Source organism: Geothrix fermentans DSM 14018 (assembly GCF_000428885.1).
GTDB lineage: Bacteria > Acidobacteriota > Holophagae > Holophagales > Holophagaceae > Geothrix > Geothrix fermentans.
In genome coordinates this window covers 1-25,134 of sequence record NZ_AUAU01000026.1, presented here as the reverse complement: position 1 = coordinate 25,134, position 25,134 = coordinate 1, and the positions used below count along the sequence as shown (strand labels likewise).

22 protein-coding genes and 1 pseudogene are annotated in these 25,134 nt (G+C 68.7%); 17 read left to right on the top strand and 6 right to left on the bottom strand.

Annotated elements, in window-relative coordinates; translation table 11 throughout:
- Nucleotides 1–68: 68 nt before the first annotated feature.
- From G398_RS19645 to G398_RS0109210, 6 genes and pseudogenes are all read right to left on the bottom strand, one after another.
- A complete protein-coding gene (locus tag G398_RS19645) occupies nucleotides 69–1,235 on the bottom strand; it encodes an acyl-CoA desaturase (RefSeq protein WP_052571745.1) in 1,167 nt (388 codons plus the stop codon).
- A gap of 89 nt (nucleotides 1,236–1,324) precedes the next feature.
- A pseudogene (gene aat, locus G398_RS17435) lies at nucleotides 1,325–2,006 on the bottom strand (leucyl/phenylalanyl-tRNA--protein transferase).
- Nucleotides 1,988–4,237 (bottom strand): ATP-dependent Clp protease ATP-binding subunit ClpA, encoded by a 2,250-nt coding sequence (gene clpA, locus G398_RS0109225; RefSeq protein ID WP_026853389.1) that lies wholly within the window; start codon nucleotides 4,235–4,237, stop codon nucleotides 1,988–1,990. Before clpA ends, aat begins: the two are co-directional and overlap by 19 nt.
- The gene (locus G398_RS0109220; protein WP_026853388.1) at nucleotides 4,230–4,547 is read right to left on the bottom strand and encodes an ATP-dependent Clp protease adaptor ClpS; all 318 of its coding nucleotides are present in this window, start codon (nucleotides 4,545–4,547) and stop codon (nucleotides 4,230–4,232) included. The genes clpA and G398_RS0109220 overlap by 8 nt, the downstream gene beginning before the upstream one ends.
- Before the next feature lie 187 nt (nucleotides 4,548–4,734).
- Nucleotides 4,735–5,067, bottom strand: coding sequence for a PqqD family peptide modification chaperone (locus G398_RS0109215; RefSeq protein ID WP_026853387.1), 333 nt, complete (start codon nucleotides 5,065–5,067; stop codon nucleotides 4,735–4,737).
- A gap of 105 nt (nucleotides 5,068–5,172) precedes the next feature.
- Nucleotides 5,173–7,287: an OPT family oligopeptide transporter gene (locus G398_RS0109210; protein WP_026853386.1), complete on the bottom strand. Its 2,115-nt coding sequence runs from the start codon at nucleotides 7,285–7,287 to the stop codon at nucleotides 5,173–5,175.
- A gap of 84 nt (nucleotides 7,288–7,371) precedes the next feature.
- On the opposite strand from G398_RS0109210, the gene G398_RS19640 reads away from it, so the two are divergent.
- The 17 genes from G398_RS19640 (at nucleotide 7,372) to G398_RS19620 (ending at nucleotide 24,999) form a co-directional block, all read left to right on the top strand.
- On the top strand, nucleotides 7,372–8,148 hold the full coding sequence (locus G398_RS19640; protein WP_052571743.1) for a TrmH family RNA methyltransferase: 777 nt from the start codon (nucleotides 7,372–7,374) through the stop codon (nucleotides 8,146–8,148).
- Nucleotides 8,145–9,644 carry an apolipoprotein N-acyltransferase gene (lnt, locus tag G398_RS0109200; RefSeq protein WP_026853385.1) on the top strand — a complete coding sequence of 500 codons (1,500 nt, stop codon included), beginning with the start codon at nucleotides 8,145–8,147 and terminating at the stop codon, nucleotides 9,642–9,644. The genes G398_RS19640 and lnt overlap by 4 nt, the downstream gene beginning before the upstream one ends.
- Entirely contained in the window at nucleotides 9,644–10,144 is a 501-nt protein-coding gene (locus G398_RS19635) for a GNAT family N-acetyltransferase (protein ID WP_052571740.1), read from the top strand. The genes lnt and G398_RS19635 overlap by 1 nt, the downstream gene beginning before the upstream one ends.
- Nucleotides 10,141–10,764 carry a Maf family protein gene (locus tag G398_RS0109190; RefSeq protein ID WP_211229069.1) on the top strand — a complete coding sequence of 208 codons (624 nt, stop codon included), beginning with the start codon at nucleotides 10,141–10,143 and terminating at the stop codon, nucleotides 10,762–10,764. Before G398_RS19635 ends, G398_RS0109190 begins: the two co-directional genes overlap by 4 nt.
- 500 nt (nucleotides 10,765–11,264) lie before the next feature.
- Complete coding sequence (locus G398_RS0109185) at nucleotides 11,265–11,828, top strand: cytochrome c3 family protein (protein ID WP_026853383.1); 564 nt, start codon at nucleotides 11,265–11,267, stop codon at nucleotides 11,826–11,828.
- Nucleotides 11,829–11,845: 17 nt separating this feature from the next.
- Nucleotides 11,846–12,034 carry a hypothetical protein gene (locus G398_RS0109180; protein WP_026853382.1) on the top strand — a complete coding sequence of 63 codons (189 nt, stop codon included), beginning with the start codon at nucleotides 11,846–11,848 and terminating at the stop codon, nucleotides 12,032–12,034.
- A 4-nt stretch (nucleotides 12,035–12,038) separates the two neighbouring features.
- Entirely contained in the window at nucleotides 12,039–15,059 is a 3,021-nt protein-coding gene (locus tag G398_RS17420; protein WP_052571739.1) for a TAT-variant-translocated molybdopterin oxidoreductase, read from the top strand.
- Nucleotides 15,049–16,455 (top strand): NrfD/PsrC family molybdoenzyme membrane anchor subunit, encoded by a 1,407-nt coding sequence (gene nrfD, locus G398_RS0109170; protein ID WP_052571737.1) that lies wholly within the window; start codon nucleotides 15,049–15,051, stop codon nucleotides 16,453–16,455. The genes G398_RS17420 and nrfD overlap by 11 nt, the downstream gene beginning before the upstream one ends.
- Nucleotides 16,448–17,662 (top strand): quinol:electron acceptor oxidoreductase subunit ActD, encoded by a 1,215-nt coding sequence (locus G398_RS19630; RefSeq protein WP_052571736.1) that lies wholly within the window; start codon nucleotides 16,448–16,450, stop codon nucleotides 17,660–17,662. The genes nrfD and G398_RS19630 overlap by 8 nt, the downstream gene beginning before the upstream one ends.
- Complete coding sequence (locus tag G398_RS0109160) at nucleotides 17,659–18,819, top strand: hypothetical protein (RefSeq protein ID WP_052571735.1); 1,161 nt, start codon at nucleotides 17,659–17,661, stop codon at nucleotides 18,817–18,819. The genes G398_RS19630 and G398_RS0109160 overlap by 4 nt, the downstream gene beginning before the upstream one ends.
- Complete coding sequence (locus G398_RS19625) at nucleotides 18,816–19,508, top strand: c-type cytochrome (protein ID WP_052571734.1); 693 nt, start codon at nucleotides 18,816–18,818, stop codon at nucleotides 19,506–19,508. The genes G398_RS0109160 and G398_RS19625 overlap by 4 nt, the downstream gene beginning before the upstream one ends.
- The gene (locus G398_RS20765) at nucleotides 19,505–20,359 is read left to right on the top strand and encodes an SCO family protein (RefSeq protein ID WP_052571733.1); all 855 of its coding nucleotides are present in this window, start codon (nucleotides 19,505–19,507) and stop codon (nucleotides 20,357–20,359) included. The genes G398_RS19625 and G398_RS20765 overlap by 4 nt, the downstream gene beginning before the upstream one ends.
- Nucleotides 20,356–21,981 (top strand): cytochrome c oxidase subunit I, encoded by a 1,626-nt coding sequence (locus G398_RS0109145; protein ID WP_026853379.1) that lies wholly within the window; start codon nucleotides 20,356–20,358, stop codon nucleotides 21,979–21,981. Before G398_RS20765 ends, G398_RS0109145 begins: the two co-directional genes overlap by 4 nt.
- Nucleotides 21,978–22,580 (top strand): cytochrome c oxidase subunit 3, encoded by a 603-nt coding sequence (locus G398_RS0109140; RefSeq protein WP_026853378.1) that lies wholly within the window; start codon nucleotides 21,978–21,980, stop codon nucleotides 22,578–22,580. The genes G398_RS0109145 and G398_RS0109140 overlap by 4 nt, the downstream gene beginning before the upstream one ends.
- 89 nt (nucleotides 22,581–22,669) lie before the next feature.
- Complete coding sequence (locus G398_RS0109135) at nucleotides 22,670–22,969, top strand: cytochrome C oxidase subunit IV family protein (RefSeq protein ID WP_026853377.1); 300 nt, start codon at nucleotides 22,670–22,672, stop codon at nucleotides 22,967–22,969.
- Nucleotides 22,970–22,976: 7 nt separating this feature from the next.
- On the top strand, nucleotides 22,977–23,933 hold the full coding sequence (coxB, locus tag G398_RS0109130) for a cytochrome c oxidase subunit II (protein WP_052571732.1): 957 nt from the start codon (nucleotides 22,977–22,979) through the stop codon (nucleotides 23,931–23,933).
- A gap of 187 nt (nucleotides 23,934–24,120) precedes the next feature.
- Complete coding sequence (locus G398_RS19620) at nucleotides 24,121–24,999, top strand: protoheme IX farnesyltransferase (protein WP_052571731.1); 879 nt, start codon at nucleotides 24,121–24,123, stop codon at nucleotides 24,997–24,999.
- Nucleotides 25,000–25,134: the final 135 nt, after the last annotated feature.

Here is a 25,134-nt window from a genome sequence, read left to right as displayed (position 1 = left end):
CGCCCAGCAGGCCCACGCGTGATCCCATGGTCTCGGCGCTTCTCTCCGGGCACTCCCCGGAGGGCAGCTCAGGCCGCAGGCTGCCGCCGCGCCACCAGCCGCGCCACCAGCCGCGCCTGTTTCCAGGCGGTCCAGGCCTCGCGGAGATCACAGCGGTAGCGGGCGCGCTGGGTCTTCCATTCCGCCCGTGCCCCACGCCAGGCTTCAGCCTTGGCCAGGCCCATCTGGTGCCATCCCGCCTGCTTCAACCGCCACGCATCAAGGCAGGCCTGGAAGGCCGCAAGAGCCGCGTCCAGCCGTGCATGGGCCGCCTCCAGAGCTGACCTGGCCTGAAGGGCACCCATCGGGAAGCCCCGGGCCAGATGCGTGGCCAGGCGCTTCGCCTCCATGGCCACGCGGGCGCGCTGCATCTCCGTGGCCGGCACCCGGCGCAGCCCCCGGGTGAGCCCCACCCAGGCGCCGGCGGCGATGAGCCACTTGGCCGGGTCCCACTGGTACCAGCGCGGACCGTTGCGGTAGTCCCACTGCCACATGTGGTGGAAGTTGTGGTACCCCTCGCCGAAGGTGAAGGGCGCCAGCAGGGCGTTGTCGCGGGCGCTGCTGGCGTCCGAGTAGGGCTGGCGGCCGAACCAGTGGGCAGCGGAATTGATGAGGAAGGTGCTGTGGTGCGTCAGCACGATGCGCAGCAGCAGGCCCATGACCAACTGACCCACGAGGTTCCCGGTCGCCCAGCCCACCACCAGCACCGGCAGGGCCGCGACCACACCGCCGATCCAGAAGTGATAGCGGCGCTGCCAGCGCAGCAGGGGATCCCGCAGGAGGTCGGCGACACCATCGAAGGGACGCTCTCCGCCTTCCATCACCCAGAGCCAGTGGGCGTACCAGAAGCCCCGCTTGACCGGATAGGGATCGCGCGCGGGGTCGTCCACGAAGCGGTGGTGATGGCGGTGATCACTGCACCAGGCAATGGCGGAGTTCTGGAAGGCCGCGGCGCCGAGAAGCAACACCGCAAGCCGCACCGGCCAGGCGGCCTGGAAGGCGCGATGGCTGAAGAGGCGGTGGTAGCCGATGGTGATGGCGAGACCGGTGGCCGTGTACATGGCCAGCAGCACCACGACTTCGCTCCAGCGGAGGCCCTGCGCCGCCAGCTTCCAGGGCACGCAGATCAGGGCCAAGGCCAGCGTCCCCAAGAGGAAGAGGGTGTTGAGCCAGGAACGGGGGGTTCGCTTGATCATGGAAGGCCGGGGAAGCTGAAATGCTCCCGCACCCACCATAGGTCCCCGGCCCCCTTCCCGCCTCGAAATCTCGGGATTCATTCATGTCCCTACAGGCACTCCCAGGACCCCGTCCTCCCCGCCCCACGCAGCGCGTCGGCCAGCTCCTCCAGAAACAGGGCCCGGGGCACGCACTGGAAGCCATAGCCCATCAGCCCCTCATGGGGCAGCTGGCCATCGATCAGGGCGAAATTCCAGGCCTTCAGGCGCGCGTCCAGGCTCTGGAGGGCCGCGCGGCTGGCCTCCGGGTTCGAGGCTGAACATGCTCTCGCCGAAGAAGGCCCGGCCCAGGGATACGCCGTAGAGGCCGCCCCGCAGCTCGCCATCCCGCCAGGCCTCCACGCTGTGGGCATGGCCCGCACGGTGCAGCCCCATGTACGCCTCCCGCATCTCTGGCGTGATCCAGGTGCCGTCCTGGCCCGGGCGCGGCACAGCGGAGCAGTGCCCGATGACCTGCTCGAAGGCCGTGTCGAAGCGGACCTCGAAGGGGCGGTGGCGCAGGCTCCGGCGAGTGCGGACGGAGAGGTGCAGGTGGCCGGGACGCAGCAGGGCCCGCTCCGGCGGCGACCACCAGAGCAGGGGATCGCCTTCACCGTACCAGGGGAAGATGCCGCTGCGGTAGGCCAGCAGGAGGCGCTCCACGCCGAGGTCGCCGCCGATGGCCAGCAGCCCGTCCTCCGCCAGCTCCGGGTCCGGGAAGACCAGGGCCTTCGTCAGCCGAAAGACAGGCACAGCCGGCCGTCCTTGAGGTCCACGGCGGCCTTTCCGCCCTTGACGAGGGGGCCGAAGAGGATGGCCTCCGCCAGGGGGCGGCGCAGCTCGCGCTCGATGAGCCGGGCCATGGGGCGGGCGCCAAAGGCCGGGTCATAGCCCTTCTCCGCCAGCCAGACGCGGGCGGCGGGCGTACAGGCGAGGCTGACGCGCTTCTCCTTGAGCTGCTCCTCCAACTCGCGGAGGTGCTTGTCCGCCACGCGCTCCATCTCCGGCCTCCCGAGGGGCGCGAACTGGAGGATGGCGTCGAGCCGGTTGCGGAACTCGGGGCTGAAGGCTTTTTCGATGGTGCCGGTGGCCGAGCGCCGCCCGCCCGCCTCGGCGAAGCCCACCTGCCGGGCCGAGAGCTCGCGCGCGCCCACATTGGTGGTCATCACCAGCACCGTGTGGCGGAAGTCCGCGCTGCGGCCGTGGCTGTCCGTGAGGGCGGCGTGGTCCATCACCTGCAGCAGGATGCCGAAGAGGTCCGGGTGGGCCTTCTCCAGCTCATCCAGCAGCAGCACGGCGTGGGGCTGCTTGCGCACGGCATCCGTGAGCAGGCCGCCCTCCTCGTAGCCCACATACCCGGGCGGCGCGCCGATGAGCCGGGCCACCGTGTGCTTCTCCTGGTACTCGCTCATGTCGAAGCGCAGGAAGGCGATGCCCAGGGCCTTGGCCAGCTGCTTGGCCAGCTCCGTCTTGCCCACGCCCGTGGGCCCGGCGAAGAGGAAGCAGCCCATGGGTTTCAGCGGGTCCCGCAGGCCGGACCGGGCCAGCTTGATGGCGCTGGCGACGGCTTCGCACGCGGGATCCTGGCCGAAGATCTGCGCTCGAAGCTGCGCTTCGAGCGTATGCAAAGCTTCCCGGTCGTCCGCAGACACGGAGGCCATTGGCACTCGCGCCATGCGGGCCACCACGGCCTCGATTTCTGCCGGGCCCACCTGCTTCGCACGCGCCTTCTTCGGCAGCAGCCTCTGGGCGGCGCCCGCTTCATCCACCACGTCCAGGGCGCTGTCCGGCAGCTTGCGGTCCGTGAGGTGCTTGGCTGCCAGGCGCACGGCGGCTTCCAGGGCCTCGCTGGAGTACTTCACGCCGTGGTGCGATTCGTAGGAGGCCTTCAGGCCCTCCAGGATGGCGAGCGCATCGGCCGTGGCCGGCTCGCTCACCTCCACCACCTGGAAGCGGCGGGACAGGGCCCGGTCGCGGTCCAGGGAGCCCTTGAGGTCCTGGAAGGTGGTGGCGCCGATGCAGCGCAGGTCGCCCGAGGCCAGGGCGGGCTTCAGCAGGTTGGCCGCGTCCATGGCGCCGCCGCTGGTGGCGCCCGCGCCCACCAGGGTGTGCAGCTCATCCACGAAGAGGATGGCGCCTGGTTCCTCCGCCAGGGCCTTCAACACAGCCTTGAGACGCTCCTCGAAGTCGCCCCGGTAGCGGGTTCCGGCGAGGAGGGCGCCGAGATCCAGCGCGAAGATCCGCGCCGCCTTGAGGGGTTCTGGCACCTTCCCCTCGTGGATGCGCATGGCCAGGCCCTCCACGATGGCGGTCTTGCCCACGCCGGGCTCCCCCACCAGCAGGGGGTTGTTCTTGCGGCGCCGGCAGAGCACCTGGGCCATGCGGGTGATTTCGGCCTCGCGGCCCACCAGGGGATCCAGCCGACCCGCCGAAGCCCGGGTCACCAGGTCCGTGGCGTAGGCCTCCAGGGGATGCTCGGCCACGGTGCCCTCTTCCTCTTCCTCCTCCACCTGCTTCTTCGCGGAGGGCTTGGCCTTCGCCGCCGCGGGCCCGTGGCTCAGCACCTTGAGCAGGGCCAGCCGCTTCACGCCGTGCTTCTCCAGCAGGTGGCGGGCGTGGCTGGCCTCCTCCTCCAGGAAGGCCGGCAGCAGCTCGCCGCCCCGGACCTCCCTCTGCCCCGCGCTGAAGGCGTGGACCAGGGCCCGCTCCACCACCCGCACGAAGCCCAGGGTGCTGTGGGGCTGAAATTCCTCCCCTTCGGGGACTGGCTCGAACAGCTTTTCCAGGGCCGCCTCCAGGTCGCGCCGGAGGCCGTCCAGCTTCACGCCGCAGCCCTTCAGGGACCGGGCCGCGTGAGGGTCGTCCAGGAGGGCCAGCAGGAGGTGCTCCAGCGCCACGTCCTCGTGGCGCCGCGCCTTGGCCAGCTCGAAGGCCCGCTGGAAGCCCTGGTTCAGGTCCGCGCTGATCTGGGGCGATTCAGGCATCCTCGGCCTCCACGGTCAGCAGCAGGGGGAAGCCCTCCCGTTCGGCGAGCTGGCGGCCGCGCTCGGCGCGGGTCTCGGCCACGTCCCGGGTGTAGACGCCCGCCACGCCCACGCCGGCCTTGTGCACCGCCAGCATGATGGCCGTGGCCTCGGGCTCCGCCTTGCGGAAGACGGTCTTCAGCAGCCACACCACGAACTCCTGGGTGGTGTAGTCGTCGTTGTGGAGGAGCACCTTCCACAGGCCGGGCTCCTTCACCTTCGCCCGCTGGCGGGTGAGGACCTGGCCACCCTGCTTCACCTGCCTGGCCATGGGAAACGCCTCCACCATCCAGTCTAGGTCCTGTCCCCGCCATCCAGGGCCGGCGATGGGAAAAGACAAAGACATCCCTAAGCTGAGGATTGCGGAAGAGCGGAGGAAAGCGGAGTAAAACAACCTCGCTTCCACCGCTCTTCAGCCTCCTCCGCTTGTATCGCTTTTCCTGGGGCGGAAACAGGTCTTAGGACAGGCGCACGAACCCGCCCCGGGCCAGTTCCCGGAGGAAGAGGGCAGCCCGGAAGCCGGCATCGGCTTCGCCGGGGTGCGCCCGGGCCATGGCCTCCATCACCTGGGCCACGGTGCGCGCGCTGTCGCAGGCCCGCCACAGGGCCGTGCCCCGGGCATCCAGCTTCACCCGGAAGTGGGGCCGCTTCATCAGCTTCAGCAGCCAGGCCCAGCGCGGCGAAAGGATCTTCGGGCGGATCAGCACCACCGTATCGCCCTCCCCGGGCTCTGCCTCCACGGCCTGGGCGGGCACGAGGCCCAGGAAGGTGTCATCAGGAAACGCGTTCATGCTCGGGACTCTCAAACCAAAAGAATGAACCACGAAGACGAGAAGACCACGAAGAAAAGCTCATCCTTCGTGGTCTTCTCGTCTTCGTGGTGAAAAGTCAGTGGCCTAGAAATTCGCGCTGGGCGGGGCGGGCTCGTCGGCTTCGCCGGCGTTGGCCAGGGGCACCCGGATGAGGTAGACGGCGATGCCCGCCAGGATCAGCAGGCTGATCCAGAACATGCCGGGATCCTTCACCAGCTCGTACTTCACCTCGAAGAAGGCGAAGGACGCGAAGAGCAGGCCCACCAGGGCCTCGCCGGCGATGAGGCCGGCGGCCAGGAGCACGCCGTTGTTCTCCACGCGCACCTTCTGGGCATCGTTGAAGCCCCGCTTGGCGCCCGCCATCTCCACAGCACCCTTGATGAGGCCGCCCAGGAAGATGGCGAAGGTGGTCTCCAGCGGCAGATACATGCCCACGCTGACCAGCATGGGACTCTTCACCTGCATGAGGATGAAGGCGAAGCCCATCATCATGCCCACGATGATCAGCGGCCAGGCCATCTTGCCCTCCACGATGCCGCGGCTGAGCAGGGCCATGAGGCCCGCCTGGGGCGCCGCCAGCTGCTTGGAGCCGAAGCCGGCGTCCAGGTTCAGCACGGCCTTCTTCTGGTCGGCGGGCAGCTGCTTCACTTCATCCAGCGAGTAGGCCTTGCCGTCAGGGGCCGTGACCACCTGGACCTGCTGGGCGGTGAGCTCGGCGATGCGCTTGGTGGACTGGGCCTTGATGTCGCCCTCGTGGAGCATCATCAGGGGCAGGAAGAGGACCACGGAGGCCAGGGCCACGCCCAGGATGTCGCCCATCTCCATGCGCCAGGGCGTGCCGCCCAGGATGTGGCCGGCCTTGAGGTCCTGGAGCATCTCGCCGGCGACGGCCGCGGACACGCAGACGATGGCCGCCACGCCCAGCACGGCCGCCACGCCCTCCTGGCCCTTCACGCCCAGCACCACCATGACCAGGGCGGTCACGACGAGCGCGGTGAGGGTCAGGCCGGAGATGGGGTTGTTGCTGGAGCCCATGATGCCCACCAGGTAGCCGCTGATGGCCGCGAAGAAGAAGCCGAGGATGACCATCACCAGGGCCGCCACGAAGGAGGTCAGGGCGCCCACGCCGAAGATCTTCCAGGTCACGAAGAAGGTGACGGCGGCGGCGAAGAGGATGCCCACCAGGACGTTGGTGAAGGGCAGGTCCTTGTTGACGCGGTCCACCACGTGCTCGCCGCCGGCGGCCTTCTTCACGTCGGAGACGGAGCGGGCCAGGCCCGCGCCCAGGCTCTTGCGCATCTTGAAGAGGGTGAAGCCGGCGCCTACGAGCATGCCGCCGATGGCGATGGGGCGGACGATGAACTTCCAGACCGCGTAGGAGAGGGCGATCCAGTCGCCGTTGGCGGCGTTCTCAGGCAGGACGCCGGGGGCCAGGAAGTAGGTGATGATGGGCACCAGCAGACCCCAGGCCAGGATGCCGCCGGAGAAGTTCAGGGCGCCGAGCTTGGGCCCGATGATGTAGCCCACGCCCATGTAGGCGGGGCTGATGCCGGGGGAGCTGAGCAGCATGCCGCCCATGACCTTGGCCTTCCAGCCGGCCGCCAGAGTGATGGCCGTGGTCTTGAAGGCCACGAACTTCTCCCAGGTGGTGGCGAAGATCTGGATCTTCACCAGGGCCTGGATCACCGCGCCGAGGCCCATGGCGCCGAAGAGGAACGTGGTGCCGCTGCCCCCGCGGGCGCCAGCCTTGTGGATCTCGGCGGCGGCCACGCTCTCGGGGTAGGGCAGCTCCGCATCCTCCACCATCACGCGGCGGAGCAGGGCCACGAACATGATGCCCAGCACGCCACCGCCGAACATGATCAGGGAGCTGGTGAGGTAGTGCCCGGCGGTGAAGAACTTGGGCCAGATGCCGCTGATGGCGAAGGCCGGGATGGTGAAGATGGCGCCGGCGGCCACGGACTCGCCGATGCTGCCCACGGTGCGGGCCATGTTCTCTTCCAGGATGGTGCCCTTCATCAGCTTGATGAGGGCCATGCCGATGACCGCCGCCGGGTAGGTGGCGGCGATGGTCATGCCCGCCTTGAGCCCGAGGTAGGCGTTGGCGGAGCCGAGCACCACGGCCATGACGAGGCCGATGAGCACCGCCCGCAGGGAGAACTCCCGCAGGTTCTGGTCGGAGGGGACAAAGGGTTGCATCGATGCTCCTGGAAAGGCGCAGAGGGATGGAAAGAAAGGCCGGATGGAGCGGTTAGTCTAATACATCACCGTTTGATCCATTCCATGCCCACCCTCACCAGCAAGGCCAATCCGCGCTTTAAGGACCTCCTGGCCCGCCTCCGGCCGGGGGGCGCCCGGCGCGGAGCCACGGTCCTGCTGGGGGCGAAGCTCATCGAGGCCTGGGCTGAGGCTCGACAGACCGCTGCGGGAAAGCGCCTGCGCCCAGCCCTCTGGCTGAGGCTCGAACAGACCGATCCCCATCCCCTGGAAGCGGTCCTTGGCGTCGAGGCCCAGATCCTGGGCGAGTCGCTCATGCGGGAGCTGGCGGAGGCCGGCAGCCCCCCCGATCACGCCCTGCTGATGGACCTGGGCCCAGAGCCAGCGGGACCCCTGCCCGGCCGGGTCCTCGGCGCCTGGGGCATCCAGGATCCGGGCAACCTGGGCGCCGTGCTCCGCAGCGCTGCCGCCTTCGGCTTCCAGGAGGTGCTGCTGGGTCCCGGCTGCGCGGACCCCTTCCACCCGAAGACCCTGCGCGGCAGCATGGGCGCGGCCTTCCTCCTTCCCCTGCGCCGCACGGAGCGGCTGGAGCCGGATCCCGGCCATTGGTACGCCCTGGACGGCGGCCCTGGCTCGGTGCCGCTGGCGGAGGTCGATCTCTCCGAGCCCCTGCGCCTCTGGGTGGGCAATGAGGGGCACGGCTGGCAGGGCGTGGCCCTCCCGGCGGCCGTGCGGCGCCTCGCCATCCCCATCCAGGGCGTGGAGAGCCTCAACGCCGCCGTGGCCGCGGGCATCGCGTGCTACGAGGCGGCACGGAGGCTGGACCGGGGGACGTCGCGTTGACCCGCGGCTGGCTGCTCCGCCCCCTCGAAACCGCCGTCCTGGCGGGGATCTTCGTGCTGGCCTTCCGCTTCCCCGGCGCCCTGGGGGGCTGGCTGGAGCCGGTCATGGCCCTGCTCTTCCCCCTCCTCCTCCTGGAGGGCCTGTTCAAGGGGCGGCACGCGGCCTGGACCTGGGCGGCCATCCTGGCGGGCCTCCTCCTCCTCTATGTGTGGGTGCCCCAGACCCTGGCCTCCAAGGGCGGCCTTCCCCTCGGTCTGGCCTGGCTGGGGATGGTCCTGCTGAGCCTCTGGGAAGCCACCGGGCTCTGGCTGGTGGCTCTGGGCTCGCGCTGGGCCTTCCGGCGCCTGGGGGCCCTGTCCGCGGCCTGCGCGGCCGGCTTCCTGCTCATGGCCTGGGAGACCTTCGGCTTCCACGTCTACCCCTGGACCTGGGGCGCCGCCTTCGGCGCCCTGCCCTGGGCCGCGCGCGCGGCGGCCTTCCTGGGTGCCTCGGGCCTGTCGGCCCTGGCCTGGGGGGCGGGGGCCTGGTCGGCTGCCTGCCTGGCGGGGGATGCCCCCCTGCGCCGGACGCTGGCGGGCCCCGGTTTCGCCGTGGGCCTGCTGGCCCTGCTGGGCGGGGCCTGGTACCTGCTGCCGCGGGAGGCGGAACGGACCCTGGACGTGGCCATGGTCCAGCCCAATTTCCGGGCGGGCGAGCGCTGGCTGGGCATGGAGGCCGAGATGTGGCGGCGCAGCGACGCGCTGCTGAAGGCCCAGGGCTGGCCCGGGAAGGGACGGGCCACCCTGCTGCTCTGGCCTGAGAGCTCCGTGTTGGGGCGGGACGACCGCCATCCGGATCCCCGCCTCTCCGCCGAGGCCGCCTCCCGGGGCCTGGCCTGGCTCTACGGCACCGAAGGTGGTCCCTACAACCTGGTGCGGGGCGAGGCCGCGGGCCGGCCAGCGTTCATCTTCGCCAAGACCGAGCCCATGCCCTTCGGCGAGCGCACGCCTGGGCCCGCGGCCTTCCGGCGGTGGATAGACGCGAAGATGGGCTTCGTCTCCCAGGAGGCCGGTGTGCTTCAGGAGGGCTGCGCCTTCGCAGTGCCCACCCCCAGCGGCGACCTGCGGGTGCATCCCCTCATCTGCAGCGAGGCCCTCCTGCCCCAGCGCACCCGCCGGGGCTTCGAGCTGGGCCGCGCCGACCTCCTGAGCAACCACACCAACGACGGCTGGTTCGACCGCAGCATCGCCACGGACCTGCACGCGGCGCAGATCCGCCTGCGGGCGCCGGAGCTGGGCGTGCCCCTGCTGCGGGCCACGCTCACGGGGAAGTCGGGCCTCTTCCGCGAGGACGGCCGCTTCGAGCTGTGGGGCGAGCCCCTCAGCGAGGGCGCCTATACCCTGGAGCTGCGCTGGCGGCCCGTCCGCACGCCCGCCCGCTCGGCCTGGCTGCTGCCGGGCCTCATGGCTCTCCTGGCCCTGCTGTTAGGATTGAAGGCTCTGCCCCGGAAGGCCTGATGGACCGTGATCTCCTCGTACCCGAGCCGCTCCTGACGCCATCCGGCACCGTGGCCTTCTTCGACGAGACCTGGAGTGTGGATCCCCGCGAGCTGCAGATCTTCTTCCAGGCGGAGGAAGTCTACTGGACCGCGGATCGCACCATCGGGCAGTGGCGGCGGCTGCTGGCCTGCTCCCGCCTCCTGACGGCCCGGCTCGTGCCTGAGGGTCACCGGGGGGGCCGGCTGGTGGGCGCCACCCGGCTCTGGTCCGATCACGCCTACGAGGCCAAGCTCTACGACGTGGTCACGGCCCGGGACCTCATGGGCCAGGGGGTCGCCACGGAGCTGGTGAAGTGGGCCCTGCGGCATCCCTGGGCGGGAGAGGTGCAGCGCTACGTGCTCGAGACCCGGGACGCGGCGAACTTCTACCCCCGCTTCGGCTTCCGCCTGGGCCAGGACATCGACAGCTTCCACATGCGCGTGGGGACCGCCGAACTGGAGCAGCGGGGCCTGCGGTGAACGAGACCCGGCCCGGCCTGCCCGAAACCACCCTGCAGCCCCTCGTCCTCGCCAGCAGCAGCCCCCGCCGCCGGCACTGGCTGGAGGCCATGCGCATCCCCTTCGAGATCCAGGTCCCGGATGTGGACGAGACGCCCCTGCTGGACGAGGAGCCCGGCGACCTGGTGCTCCGCCTGGCGGAGCTGAAGGCGGAGGTGGTGGCCCAGCGCCACCCCGGCCGCTGGGTCATGGCCGCGGACACCACCGTGGCCGTGGACCATCACACCCTGAACAAGCCCGTGGACGTGGAAGACGCCGTGCGGATGCTCACCCTCATCCAGGGGCGGGCCCACCAGGTGCACACGGGGTTCTGCCTCCAGCGCGACCGGGACAGCCACAGCTTCGTGGACACGGCCCAGGTGGTCTTCCGCCCCCTCACGGAAGCACAGATCCGCTGGTACGTGGGCACCCGCGAGCCCATGGATAAGGCCGGGGCCTACGCCATCCAGGGCATCGGGGCCCTCTTCATCGAGGGGGTGGAGGGCAGCTTCTCCACCGTGATGGGCCTGCCGGTCGAGCGCGTGGGGGAGCTGTTCCTCCGGCTGGGCCTTCTCCTCCCCTGGATGGGCCTGCCCCGGTAGGGGATCCATCGGAAAGTTCCGAAATCATTGGCAAAGGAGAGGTTCTGGGAAGGAATCTCGGCCCCCGGCCTGCCTCCCCCGCCACCGGAGGCGAGGGGCAGGGAGCATCAGCACCGGCCCTGGAGGAAATCGCCCTGTCCAGGCTGGTCAAGATAGAGCACCCTTAAATCCCCTAAATGTCTGCAACTTCCTCAGAAAAAATAGGTAAACAATACAGGTCCATTGATCTATGATCGTGACCTGCGACACAACTCATCACATGGTCGCCCCAGCGGGCCCAGCCCCTGGTTCCGGATGCTGCCCAATCATTGTCCAGGACAACATCCCACCGACACTCCCGGGCGGAGGCGCCGGATTTCGGGGAATCTGCTTCCCCGGTCCCCGTGCGTGCCAGAATCTCCGCGACCACACCCTCCATACCCGGCCGCGTCACCCGTCCCACCTGTTCCCGATGGCCCTCCCGCTCCCTTCGTGAGACAGCGCTTTCCATGGGGTTGTGCATGCACCGATTCGATCAGGCGTTCCGCTTCGTCCTGCCGGCGGGGGCCGTGGCGGTCCTTCTCACGGTCCTGTCCGTGGGCTGGTTCACCCAGCCGGACCGCTTCGCCAAGGGCTACGCCCCCGAGCAGCCCATCCCCTTCTCCCACGAGCTGCACGCCGGCACCCTCCGCATGCAGTGCCAGTACTGCCACTCCGGCGTGGAGAAGTCCCGGACGGCGGGCATTCCCAGCGTGGATCTCTGCATGGGCTGCCACAAGGTCACCAAGACCGACAGCCCCGCCATCCAGAAGCTGACGCAGATCGCCAACTCCGGGGCCCCCCTGGCCTGGCAGCGGATCCACACCCTGCCGGACCACGTCTTCTTCGACCACCGGCCCCACGTGAACGCGGGCATCACCTGCCAGAGCTGCCACGGCGAGGTGCAGACCATGAAGGTGGTCACCCGCGAGATGGGCATGCGCATGGGCAACTGCCTGGCCTGCCACCGGGACCCCCATGCCGCGCTGCCGGCGGGCTCCAAGATCACCAGGGGCGCCGAGAACTGCGCCGCCTGCCACCGCTAGGCCGGGGGGATCCGACGATGGCCGACGAGACCCGCAAGCCGCTCCTCGAACGCGCCGCCGCCCTGGTGGCGGGCCCCTTCCTCCTGGGCCGGGAGGCCCTGGGCCTCGTGTTCCCGCCAGGCCGGGAGGCCCCTCCGGAGACCCCTCCGGCCCCCCTCCGCATCCCCGTCACCACCCCTGAACACGCCATCAAGCGCCGCGGATGACCCGATGAAGACACGACTCCCCGAACACGGCCCCCTCGAGACCCCGCGCTTCTGGCGAACCCTCGAGGAGCGCATCGAGACGCCCGAGGCCCAGCAGGCGGCCCACGACGAGTTCCTGCCGGGCGCCGTTCCGGCCGGCCCCAACTACGACGACGTCCATGGCCTGCCTCCCCAGAGCGGCGTCTCCCGCCGCGACTTCCTGGGCCTGGTGAGTGCCGCCGCGGCCCTGGCCGCCACCGTGGCCTGCGACCGCATGGGCCAGGGCACCGTGGTGCCCTACACCAAGCGCCCCGTGGAGGTGATCCCCGGCGTGGCCAACTACTACGCCAGCGCCACCCACGAGGGCCGCCGCGTCTACCCCGTGCTGGTGAAGACCCGCGAGGGCCGCCCCATCCACCTCACGGGCAACGACGAGCACCCCGGCGTGAAGGGCAAGACCAGCCCCCGCGTCATGGCTGACGTGCTGCGCCTCTACGATCCGGACCGCCTCCGCGCTCCCAAGGCCGAGGGCCGCGTCGTCGGCTGGGCCGAGGCTGAGGCGAAGCTGCACGGCGCCCTGAAGGAGGCCAAGGCCTCGGGCAAGCCCGTGCTGCTGGTCTCCGGCGCCGTGGTTTCCCCCAGCCGCAAGGCCCTGCTGGCGGACTTCAAGGCCGCCCTGCCCACCCTGGAGCACCTGGCGGTCGAACCCGCCACCGGCGACGCCGCCGAGGTGGCCGCCCTGGCCAGCTACGGGCAGGCCGTGGATCTGCAGCCGCGGCTGGACAAGGCCAAGGTCATCCTGTCGCTCGGGGCGGACTTCCTCAACGGCGAGGATCCGGAGGCGCTTGGCGCCTGGGGCGCCAAGCGCAGGCTGAAAAGCGCGAATGAATCCATCAACCGGCTGTGGGTCCTGGAGGGTCCCCTCACGCTGACCGGCACCAACGCGGATCAGCGCGTGCCCGTCTCCCCCTCCCGGCTCGGCGCCATCGCCTTCGCGCTGGCGAAAGAGCTGAGCACCAAGGGTATCTCGCTGCCCGCCGGCTCCGACCTGTCCGGAATTCCTGCGGGCACGCCCGCGGGAATTCCGCCTGCCACCTGGACCAGCCTGGTGAAGGACCTCCAGCACGCCGGCCGCAACGCCGTGGTGCTCTGCGGCGCCCAGATGCCCGCCGAGGCCCACCAGGCCGCCCACCTGCTCAACGCCATGCTGGGCTCCGAGGCCGTGACGGTCCGTGCGGCCGAGCCCCTGGCCACCGTGAAGGACCTGGAGGCCACCGCGCAGAAGATGGCCGCCGGCGCCTACGCCGCCGCGATCTTCTGGGACGTGAACCCCGCCTACACCTTCCCCAGGGCCGCCGCCTGGAAGGACGCCGTGGCCAAGGTGCCCGTCCGCGCCTGGATCGGGCAGGTGGAGGACGAGACCGCCGCCCAGTGCCACCTGCTGCTGCCCGAGAGCCACTGGCTGGAGAGCTGGGGCGACTTCAGCACCCCCGGCGCCGCCGTGCTCCAGCAGCCCGCCATCGGCACCCTCTACGATACCCGCCAGGGCGAGGACATCCTCCTGGGGGCCCTCAAGGCCCTGGGCGCCAATGTCCCCGAGAGCTACCACGCCTACCTCCAGGCCCGATGGAAGAAGGAGCTGCCCCTCGGCGTCACCTTCGAGCAGGCCCTCCACGACGGCCTCGTGAAGGTCGAGGAGAAGGCCGCCTACCTGTCCATCAGGGGGGCCTTCAAGGGCGCCTCCGTGGCCCCCGCCGCGAAGAGGGCCGCCGCTTCCAAGGCCGACGGCTTGGAGCTGGTGCTCTTCCCCGGCTTCGCCACCCACGACGGCCGCCACGGCAACAACAGCTGGCTCCAGGAGACGCCGGACCCCATCACCAAGATGACCTGGGACAACCCCGTGGCCGTCTCCGTGCAGGACGCCAAGGCCCTGGGCCTCGAAGAAGGCGACCTGGTCACCCTCTCCCTGGACGGCGCCACCCTGCGCCTGCCCGCCGTCATCCAGCCCGGCCAGGCCGCGGGCGTGCTCGCCCTGGCGCTGGGCTACGGCCGCACCACCGGCGGCGTGGCAAAGGGCGTGGGCGCCAACGCCTTCCCCTTGGCGGGCCTGGATCCTGCCAGCGCCCACGTGCGCGCGGGCGCGAAGCTGGCCAAGGCCGGCGGCCGGAAGGAGCTGTCCCGCACCCAGAGCCACCACCGCATGGAGGGCCGCGACCTCGTCCGCTCCCTCACCATGGACGAGTTCGCCCACAACCCGAAGGGCCACCACCACATGCCCGAGCTGGTGACCCTCTACGAGGACCAGAAGTTCCCCGATCACAAGTGGGGCATGGTCATCGACCTGGCCGCCTGCACCGGCTGCTCCGCCTGTGTGGTGGCCTGCCAGTCCGAGAACAACGTGCCCGTGGTGGGCCCCGAGCAGGTGGCCCGCGGCCGCGAGATGCACTGGATCCGCATCGACCGCTACTACGAGGGCGAGCTGGAGAACCCCAAGGTCGTCCACCAGCCCATGCTCTGCCAGCACTGCGACAACGCCCCCTGCGAGAACGTCTGCCCGGTGAACGCCACCAACCACAGCTCCGAGGGCCTCAACCAGATGGCCTACAACCGCTGCGTGGGCACCCGCTACTGCGCCAACAACTGCCCCTACAAGGTGCGGCGCTTCAACTTCCTCGAGTACACCGCCTACAAGACCGAGCCCGAGACCCTGGCCTACAACCCCGAGGTCACGGTCCGCCCCCGCGGCGTCATGGAGAAGTGCTCCTTCTGCGTGCAGCGCATCAACGACGTGAAGATCCGCGCCAAGGGCGAGGGCCGCGCCATCCTCGACGGCGAGATCACCACGGCCTGCATGGCCGGCTGCCCCTCGGACGCCATCGTGTTCGGCGACCTGAAGGACCCCAAGAGCAAGGTCTCCCAGCTGGTGGCCGCCAGCCGCGCCTACAAGGTGCTCGAGGAGCTGGGCGTGAAGCCCGCCATCACCTACCTGGCCGATCTAAAGAACCCCGCCGTCGAGGCACCCGTGGGAGGTCACCATGAAGCTTGATGCCGCCACGTCCGCCGGCGACATCCCGGAGGGCCTGCTCGAGCCGGCGCTCACAGTGGGCAAGGTCACGCCCGGCAGCCTGGACGACCAGGTGCTGGCCTTCCCTGAGACCAAGCCCCCCAGGCGGTGGTACATCGCCCTGGCCATCACGCTGACCGCCGCCCTCATCGGCGTGGTCAGCATCGGCTACACGTTCTACCTCGGCATCGGCGCCTGGGGCAACACCAGCCCCGTGTTCTGGGCCTTCGACATCATCAACTTCGTGTTCTGGGTGGGCATCGGCCATGCCGGCACGCTGATCTCGGCCATCCTCTTCCTTTTCCGCAAGCGCTGGCGCAATGCCATCGCCCGCTTCGCCGAGGCCATGACGATCTTCGCCGTCATCTGCGCCGTGATCTTCCCCCTCATCCACGTGGGCCGCCCCTGGCTGGCCTACTGGCTCTTCCCCTACCCGAACCAGCGGGCCCTCTGGACCAACTTCCGGTCGCCCCTGCTCTGGGACGTCTTTGCGGTGAACACCTATTTCTCCGTGTCCCTGATGTTCTGGTACCTGGGTCTCATCCCCGACATCGCCTCCATGCGCGACCGCACCACCAGCAAGCTGCGGAAGCTCCTCTACACCGTGCTGGCCATGGGCTGGCGCGGCGCCGCCGCCCACTGGCAGCACTACGAGAAGGCCTACCTGCTGCTGGCGGGCCTGGCGACGGGCCTGGTGCTCTCCGTGCACTCGGTGGTGAGCTTCGACTTCGCCACCTCGGTGGTGCCCGGCTGGCACATGACCATCTTCCCACCCTACTTCGTGGCGGGCGCCATCTTCGCCGGCTTCGCCATGGTGGTGATGGTGCTGGTGGTCGTGCGCGAGACCATGGAGCTCAAGAACCTCATCACCGACCGCCACCTGGACGTGATGAACAAGGTGATCCTCGCCATGAGCTGCATCATGGGCTACAGCTACCTGATGGAGGGCTTCACGGCCTGGTACTCCATGAACGAGTACCTCCACCACGGCTTCATGAACATCATCACGGGCACCTACGGCTGGGCCGGCTGGGTCACCATCAGCTGCAACATCCTCATCCCTCAGATCCTCTGGTTCAAGAAGGCCCGCGCCAGCTACTTCTGGATGATCCTCGTGGCCATCGGGGTGACCATCGGCATGTGGTTCGAGCGCTTCGTGATCATCGTGATCTCGCTGCACCAGGACTTCCTGCCCTCGGCCTGGCGCATCTACAAACCCACCATCGTGGACTTCGGCGTCCTCCTGGGCACCTTCGGGATCTTCTTCACCCTGGTCCTGCTCTTCGCCCGGGTCCTGCCGGTCATCGCCACCACGGAGGTGAAGGCGATCCTGCCGGACGCCCAGCCCTCTCACCATGGAGACGACCACCATGCCTGAGATCACGTCCGCCTCCGGGACCGGCGCCATGCCTGAGACGGCCTTCGCGGCCGAAGGGGCCCCCATGTCCGACCGATCCTTCTCCGTCCTGGGCGTCTTCGAAACCCCGGATGCCCTGATGAAGGCCATCCCCAAGGTGCGGGCCGCCAAGCTGGGCACCGTCGAGGCCTACACGCCCTACGCCATCCACGGCATCGAGGAGGCCCTGGGCCTCCGCAAGTCGCCCCTGGGCGGCATGGTACTGGTCATGGGCATCATCGGCGCGCTCACCGCCCTGGGCTTCCAGTACTGGATCAGCGCCATCGACTACCCCATCATCACCGGCGGCAAGGGCGCAGGCTCCTGGGAGGCCTTCATCCCCATCATGTTCGAGGTGACGGTGCTCTTCGCCACCTTCACCGCAGGCCTGGGGATGCTGCATCTGCTGAACAAGCTGCCCTTCTTCGGCCATCCGGTGCTGTCGTCCAAGTCCATCAAGGGCATCACCCGCGACCGCTACGTCCTGGCCGTGGAGGCCGAAGACGAAGCCTTCGACAGCGCCGGGGCGGCCATGGCCCTCCGGGCCGCCGGCGCCATCGAGGTCGAGGCCCTGCCGGCCCCGGACCGCAGCCCCTTCCTCACCAGCGACAACATCCTGCGGGCCCTCGGCGGCATCTTCGTCGCCTGCCTGGTGGCGGGCCTGGCGATGTACTTCGCCACCAAGTGGTTCCCCCTGCTCAAGCCCATGGCCAACATGCAGGACCAGCCCCGCCTCAACGCGCAGAAGCCCTCCAGCTTCTTCAAGGACGGCCACGGCATGCAGCAGCCCGTGGCGGGCACCGTGGCCCGGGGGCACCTGCCCACGGCCACGGGCACCCAGGATGAGGCCGCCTCGCTGGTGAATCCCCTGCCCCGCACGAAGGAGGTCTTCGCCCTCGGAAAGAAGGTCTACACGAACCGCTGCGAGGTCTGCCACGGGGCCGTCGGCACCGGCGTGGGCAGCCTGACGGCCGCCTACGGCGCCAAGCCCGCCAACCTGCAGGCCCAGCAGTTCCTGGACTACCCGGACGGCAAGATCTATTGGGCCGTCGTGAACGGCAAGAACGCCATGCCCTCCCACGCCCCCTACCTCTCCGAGCAGGAGCGCTGGGCCGTGGTGCACTACGTGCGCGCCCTCCAGCGCGCCCAGAACGCCAAGGACGAGGACCTGAAGGTGGCCACCCGATGAGCCCGAACAAGAACACCTCCAACCTGCCCTCCTCCTGGCTCTGGGGTGCCGTCGCCCTGGGCGCCCTGGGCGTCCTCGGCACCTATGCCTCTGCCGGCCCCGAGCGCTTCTGGGCCAACTGGATCCTCTGGTTCGTGCTGCTCTTCACCCTGGGCCTGGGCTCGCTCTTCATCGTGGCCCTCGAGCACCTGGTCAACGCCAAGTGGAGCGTGCCCGTGCGGCGCATCCCCGAGCGCCTGGCCACCCTGCTGATCCCCGCGGTCCCCGTGGGCCTCATCGCCCTGGCGGCTTTGCCGGTGCTCTACCCCGGCACCCGGCCCGAGGCGGCCCACCACCCGATCCTGGCCGGCAAGGCCTTCTGGCTGAGCCTGCCCTTCTTCTCCGTGCGCACGGTGATCGCCCTGGCTCTCTGCATCCTGGGCCTCTGGGTACTGGTGGGCGGCTCCCTCAGGCAGGACACCACCAAGGATCCCGCCTTCAACTTCAAGGCCCGCAAGTTCGCGCCCGCCTTCATGGCCATCTTCGCCCTCGTGATCACCCTCGTGGCCTTCGACTGGCTGTCGGGCCTGACGCCTGAGTGGTACAGCGACATCTTCGGCGTCTACGTCTTCGCCGGGGCCTTCCTCAGTGGCCTGGCGGCCACGTCCCTCTCGGTCCTGCACCTCCAGGACGAGGGGCGGCTGGAGGGCGTGAAGGGCGACCACCTCTACAACCTGGGCGGCTTCCTCTTCGCCTTCACGGTGTTCTGGTCCTACATCGGCTTCGCCCAGTACATGCTCATGTGGTACGCGAACCTGCCGGACGAGGTCATCTGGTACAAGGTCCGGCTCCAGGGCGCCTGGCGGCTCATCACCATCGCCCTGGCGAGCCTGCACTTCGTCCTGCCCTTCTTCGCCCTGGTGACCCGGGACGCGAAGAAGGACCCCCGGCGCCTCCGCCGGGTGGCCTACCTGATGCTCGGCGCCCACACGCTCGACATCTACTGGCTCATCTTCCCCATCCTCGGTGCCAGCCCCCGCTTCTCCTGGCCCGAGCTCAGCTTCGCCCTCTTCTTCCTGGGCGGGATCCTCCTGTGGATCCGCGGCGCCATGCAGAAGGGCGAGGACATGCCGGCCGGCGACCCCTTCCTGCGCGAGGGCCTGGAGTTCCGTCTATGAAGATCCACGACTACCTCTCCCCCGACGAGCTGAAGCGCCTCCTCTCCGCCCTCCTGGTGGTGGTCTGCTTCATCTTCATCGCCGCCTTCTTCGGCTTCACCGTGCTGCCCGGCCTGCGCTACCAGGCCCACACGGCCACCACCGGGGCCCCGGTGCAGGCCGTGCAGGGCGAGACGGGCTGGCTGGACCCCACGGAGTACCCCGCCCAAGCCCGGCAGGTCATCCCGCCCATCGACCCCGCCACGGTGATGACGCCGAACCCGGCCCTCATGGCCCGGGGCAAGGCCATCTACGCCCAGACCTGCGCCACCTGCCACGGACCCGACGGCAAGGGCGACGGTCCCGGCGGCAAGGGCCTCAACCCCACGCCCCGCAACTTCACCCAGAGCGCGGGCTGGAAGAACGGCACCCGGGTCGAGGACATCTACAAGACCCTGAACGAGGGCATCAAGGGCAGCTCCATGGTGGCCTACACGGACCTCTCCAAGCGGGACCGCATGGCCCTGGTCCACGTGGTGCAGTCCCTGGGCGCCTTCGACCACGGCGCCAGTGATCCCAAGGCCCTCGCCGCCATGGAGAAGCTGTTCGCCAGCGCCGGCGAGGTGGTCCCCAACCGCATCCCCGTCTCCCGCGCCGTGGACCTCCTCTGCCGCGAGTACGCCGAAGCCCACCCGGAAGGCCGGCCATGAACCTCTGCCAGATCCCCGTCACCCTTTCGTCCCTGGCCCTGGCCGCGGCGCTCCTCTGCGCTCCCGCCCAGGCCCAGGCCCCCACGCCGCCCCCGGCCCCGGCTCCCCGGCCTGTCGAAGGCCCGGCCACGCCCTCCTTCACGCCCCAGGAAGTGGGCATCGACGAGAAGCTGGGCGCCTCCGTGCCCCTGGACCTGGCCTTCAAGGCCGAGGACGGCAGCCCCGTCACGCTCCGCCAGCTCATCGACAAGCCCACCATCCTGACCCTGAACTACTTCCGCTGCGCCGGCATCTGCACCCCCCAGCTCAACGGCGTGGTCGAGGTGCTGAACCGCACCCAAGCCGACCCCGGCAAGGACTTCCAGGTCATCACGGTCAGCTTCGACGGGCGGGACACGCCGGAGATGGCGGCCCAGAAGCGCACCAACTACCTGGGCGAGCTCACCCGCCCCTTCCCTCCGGCCGCCTGGCGCTTCCTCACGGGCCCCGATGCCACCAGCCGCGCCCTGGCCGATGCTGTGGGCTTCAAATTCAAGCAGGTGGGCGACGACTTCGTGCATGCCGCCGCCATCATCTTCCTCAGCCCCCAGGGGAAGGTCACCCGGTACATGTACGGCGTCACCTACCTGCCGGCGGACCTCCAGCTGGCGGCCCAGGAGGCCGGGCGGGGCGAGGCCCAGCCCACCATCAACAAGTTCCTGAAGTTCTGCTTCAGCTATGACCCGGCGGGGCGCAAGTACGTCCTGAACACCACGGCCATCAGCGCCACCGTCATCATCCTGGCGGCGCTGATCTACGTGGCCGTCCTCATCCGCCGGGGCCGCAAGCCCAAGTCCCAGGAGGCCGAATGACCACCCACGCCGCCACCGCCCAACCCCAGCCCAGCTACCTGGTGGACACGGGCTCGCGCAAGGGCCTCATGGCCTGGCTGACCACCACGGACCACAAGCGCATCGGGGTGCTCTACCTCTACTCCATGATCGCCTTCTTCCTGGTGGGCATGGGCATCGGCTTCGTCATGCGCCTGGTCCAGCTGACCTCCTTCCAGCACCTGATCACAGCCCAGACCTACAACGCCCTGTTCACGGTTCACGGCGTGATCATGATCTTCCTGTTCGTGATCCCGGGCCTGCCGGCCATCTTCGGAAACTTCTTCCTGCCCATCCTCATCGGCGCCAAGGACGTGGCCTTCCCGCGGCTGAACCTGGCCTCCTGGTACTTCTTCATGGCCGGCGCCATCCTCGCCGTGCTGTCCCTCTTCACGGGCGGCGGCGCTCCGGACACCGGCTGGTCCTTCTACGCCCCCTTCAGCCTGAAGACCGGCACCAACGTGAGCCTGGCGGTGTTCGCCGCCTTCATCCTGGGCTTCTCGTCCATGCTCACGGGCATCAACTTCATCACCACCATCCACCGCCTGCGGGCCCCGGGCATGAAGTGGTTCCGCATGCCCCTCATGTGCTGGGCCCTCTACTCCACCTCCTGGATCCAGCTGCTGGCCACCCCCATCGTGGCCATCACCCTGGTGCTGGTGATCCTGGAGCGGTTCTTCGGCATCGGCATCTTCGATCCCGCCAAGGGCGGCGATCCCCTGCTCTACCAGCACCTCTTCTGGATCTACTCCCACCCGGCGGTCTACATCATGATCCTGCCGGCCATGGGCGCCATCACCGAGATCATCCCCACCTTCGCCAAGCGCACCATCTTCGGCTATGGCGCCATCGCCTTCTCCAGCATGGCCATCGCCGGCGTGGGCAGCCTGGTGTGGGCCCACCACATGTTCACCTCGGGCATGAGCAGCGTGGCCAACATGGTCTTCTCGCTGCTGACGATGATCGTGGCCGTGCCCAGCGCCATCAAGGTCTTCAACTGGGTCGCCACCCTCTACAAGGGCAGCATCGACTTCCAGCCGCCCCTGCTCTTCGCGCTGACCTTCATCTTCCTCTTCGCCATCGGCGGCCTCACGGGCGTCATGCAGGGCGCCCTGGCCATCAACGTGCACATCCACGACACCTACTTCATCGTGGGGCACTTCCACTACGTGATGTTCGGCGGCACCGGCATGGGCCTCTTCGCGGCCCTGCTCTACTGGTTCCCCAAGATGTTCGGGAAGATGTACTCCAAGAAGGCCATCTACGCCTCCTGGTTCCCCATGTTCATCGGCTTCAACATGCTCTACTTCGGCATGCTGATCCTCGGCATGATGGGCATGCCCCGCCGCTACTACGTGCACCTGCCCCAGTTCCACACCATGCATGTGGTGGCCACCGTGGGCAGCTGGTTCCTGGTGCTGGGCCTCCTGATGTTCTTCGGTGCGCTGCTCTACGCGCTCTTCAAGGGCGGGAAGGCCGAGGACAATCCCTGGGGCGGCGTGACCCTGGAGTGGACCATCCCCAGCCCGCCCCCCCTGGAGAACTTCGAGACCATCCCCACCATCACCCACGGCCCCTACCACTTCGAGCAGGAGTCCAAATGAGTGAGCACGTCCACCGCGACGACTTCGGCGCCCGGCTCGGCATGTGGCTGTTCCTGGTGACGGAGATCGTCCTCTTCGGCGGCCTCTTCATCGGCTACTCGTACATGCGGTACAAGTACCCCATCGAGTTCCACCACGGCGGCATGGAACTGAACGCCACCCTGGGCGTCATCAACACGCTCGTGCTGCTCACCAGCAGCCTCACGGTGGTGCTCGCCATCGTGGCCATCCAGCGGGCCGAGAAGAAGCGGGCCATGGCCTTCCTGGGCACCACCCTGGGTCTGGGCCTCACCTTCCTGGTCATCAAGTCCTTCGAGTGGGCCGCCAAGTTCCACCACGGCCTCTACCCGAACGCCCCCCATCTGGCCACGCTGCCCCCGGGGGAGCAGGTGTTCTTCGGCCTCTACTTCACCATGACCGGCCTCCACGGGCTCCACGTCATCGCCGGGCTCTCGGTGCTGGGCGTCATGCTCTGGTGGGTGGCCACGGACCGCATCCGTCAGGACCGCTACGTGCATCTGGAGAACGGCGGCCTCTACTGGCACCTGGTGGACGTGATCTGGATCTTCCTCCTCCCCCTGTTCTATCTCGCCGCCTGATGCTCTCCGGGGGTCCCGCGCTGTGCGCACACCCCCGTGCCCCCCACCTCGCTTCCAGCCAAGCTGGATGCTCGGTTTGAGGAACCCCCATGAGTGAAACCATCCATTCCACAGAAGCCCACGCCGAGCACCCCGGCTACGGCACCTTCATCAAGGTCTGGGTGGCCCTGCTGATCCTCACGGGCGCCCTGGTGGGCGTCAGCCACCTGGGCCAGACCTATGCCGTCTGGGGCCTGCTCACGCTGACCCCCCTCAAGGCGGGCCTGGTCTTCTACTTCTTCATGCACCTGAAGTACGAGGGGCCGCTGCTCAAGATTGTGGTCCTGGTCACCCTGGGCACGCTGCTGATCTTCTTCGCCCTGCTCTTCTCCGACGTCGCTTTCCACTGAGGCACCCATGGACTGGATGAACCAAGCCGCCCTCTCGGCCCAGAAGTCCGACGCGGTCTTCTTCTACGTGTTCGGCCTATCCGTGGCGTTCCTCATCTTCATCACGGCCCTGATGATCTATTTCGTGGTGCGCTACAGCAAGAAGCGCCACCCCGTGGCCGAGCAGATCGAGGGCCACCTGGGCCTCGAGCTCCTGTGGACCAGCATCCCCCTCGTCCTGTTCCTGACGATCTTCTACTACGGCTGGACCAACTACGAGTACATGCGCCAGGCCCCGCGCGACGCCATGGCCGTGAAGGTCACGGCCCGCCAGTGGAGCTGGTCCTTCGAATACCCCAACGGCAAGAAGAGCAAGGTGCTCTTCGCCCCCATCAACAAGCCCATGAAGATGGAGGTCCACAGCGCCGACGTGGTGCACGGGTTCTTCATCCCCTCCTTCCGTCTCAAGATCGACGCCGTGCCGGCCCGCACCAACACCACCTGGTTCCAGGCCACCAAGCTGGGCTCGTACGACATCGAGTGCACGGTCATCTGCGGCGTGGACCACAGCCTCATGCTGAGCAAGGTCATCGTGGTGCCCGAGGACGAGTTCAAGGCCTGGTACTTCGGCGGCGAGGACGCCCCGGAGCCCGGCAAGGCCCTCCGCGCCGCGGAGGCCCACCCGGACCTCAAGGACCTTCCCCCGGGCCTCGCCGTGCTCACCTCCAAGGGCTGCCTCGCCTGCCACTCCGTGGACGGCAAGCCCAAGGTGGGCCCCACCCTCAAGGCCCTCTACGGCCGGCAGGAGGAGGTCCTCGTGGCCGGCGCCATGCGCCAGGTCACCGTGGACGAGGCCTACCTCCGCCGGGCCATCACCAACCCGATGGAGCAGGTGGTGCGCGGCTATCCGCCCGCCATGCCCCAGACGCCCATGACGGAGCAGGAACTGAGCGAGGTCGTGCGCTACATCAAGACTTTGAACTAAGAAAAGCGGAACACAGAGGACGCGGAGATCGCACAAAGGACACAGAGAACTGAAAAGGAGCAGAAACAAATCGCTTTGCTTTTTCCTCTGTGCCTCCCTGCGAGCCTTCTGTGTCCTCGGTGTTCCGCTATTAAGAAGTCCCAACCCTGCCACATCCTTCAAGCGAGTCCCATTGAGCGCAGCCACCGTGGCCCTTCCCAAACCCAGTCCGGTCTCGACCTTCCTGGAGCTGACCAAGCTGCGCATCTCCGGGGCCTCCACCTTCACGGCGGCGGCGGGCTACGTGGCCTTCCTGCGCGGGGCGGATGCCGGGCTGATCACCACGCTGCTCGGCATCCTGCTCCTCGCCATGGGCAGCAGCGCCCTCAACGAGGTGCAGGAGCGCCGCTACGATGCGATGATGCCCCGCACCGCCGGCCGGCCCATCCCCCACGGCGACATCACCGCGGGCCGGGCGACCCTTGTGGCGGTGATCCTCGCCGTCTCCGGTTTCCTGGTGCTGCTGGCCGCCCACAACCTCACCTCCGCCCTGCTGGGGGCCCTGGCCCTGGGTTGGTACAACGGCTTCTACACGCCCCTCAAGCGCGTGAGCCCCTTCGCGGTGGTGCCGGGTTCGCTCATCGGGGCCCTGCCCCCGGCCATCGGCTGGACCGCCGCGGGCGGCAGCGTGGCGGATCCCTCGGTCCTGGCCCTGGCCTTCGTCTTCTTCATCTGGCAGGTGCCCCACTTCTGGCTGCTGGTGGGCCTCCACGCCGAGGGCTACGAGAAGGCGGGCTTCCCCACGCTGGTCTCGGTCTTCGGCCGGCCGCGCCTGTCGCGCCTCACCTTCACCTGGACCTGCGGCACCGCCGCCGCCTGCGGCCTGCTGCCCCTCTTCCGGGTGCTCACGTCCTGGCCTTCGCAGGCCATGCTGGGCCTGGGCGCGGTCTGGCTCATCGCCGGCTCCCTGCCGCTGCTGCGGGAGGGCCAGGACGCCCCGCTTTATCGCCGGGTCTTCATGAACATCAACCTCTTCGCCCTCGTCCTCACCGCCGCCGTCATCCTGGATCCGTTCTTCAGCCGCTGAGCTTTTCAAGGCATGGACAGGATTAACAGGATTGAAAGATGGATTAACAGGACCTGCTTATCGGCCAAGCTCAGCCCCATGTTCGCAAGATGAAAGGCTGGAGCCGGAGATGACGGAGAAACGGCCTCGGGTCCA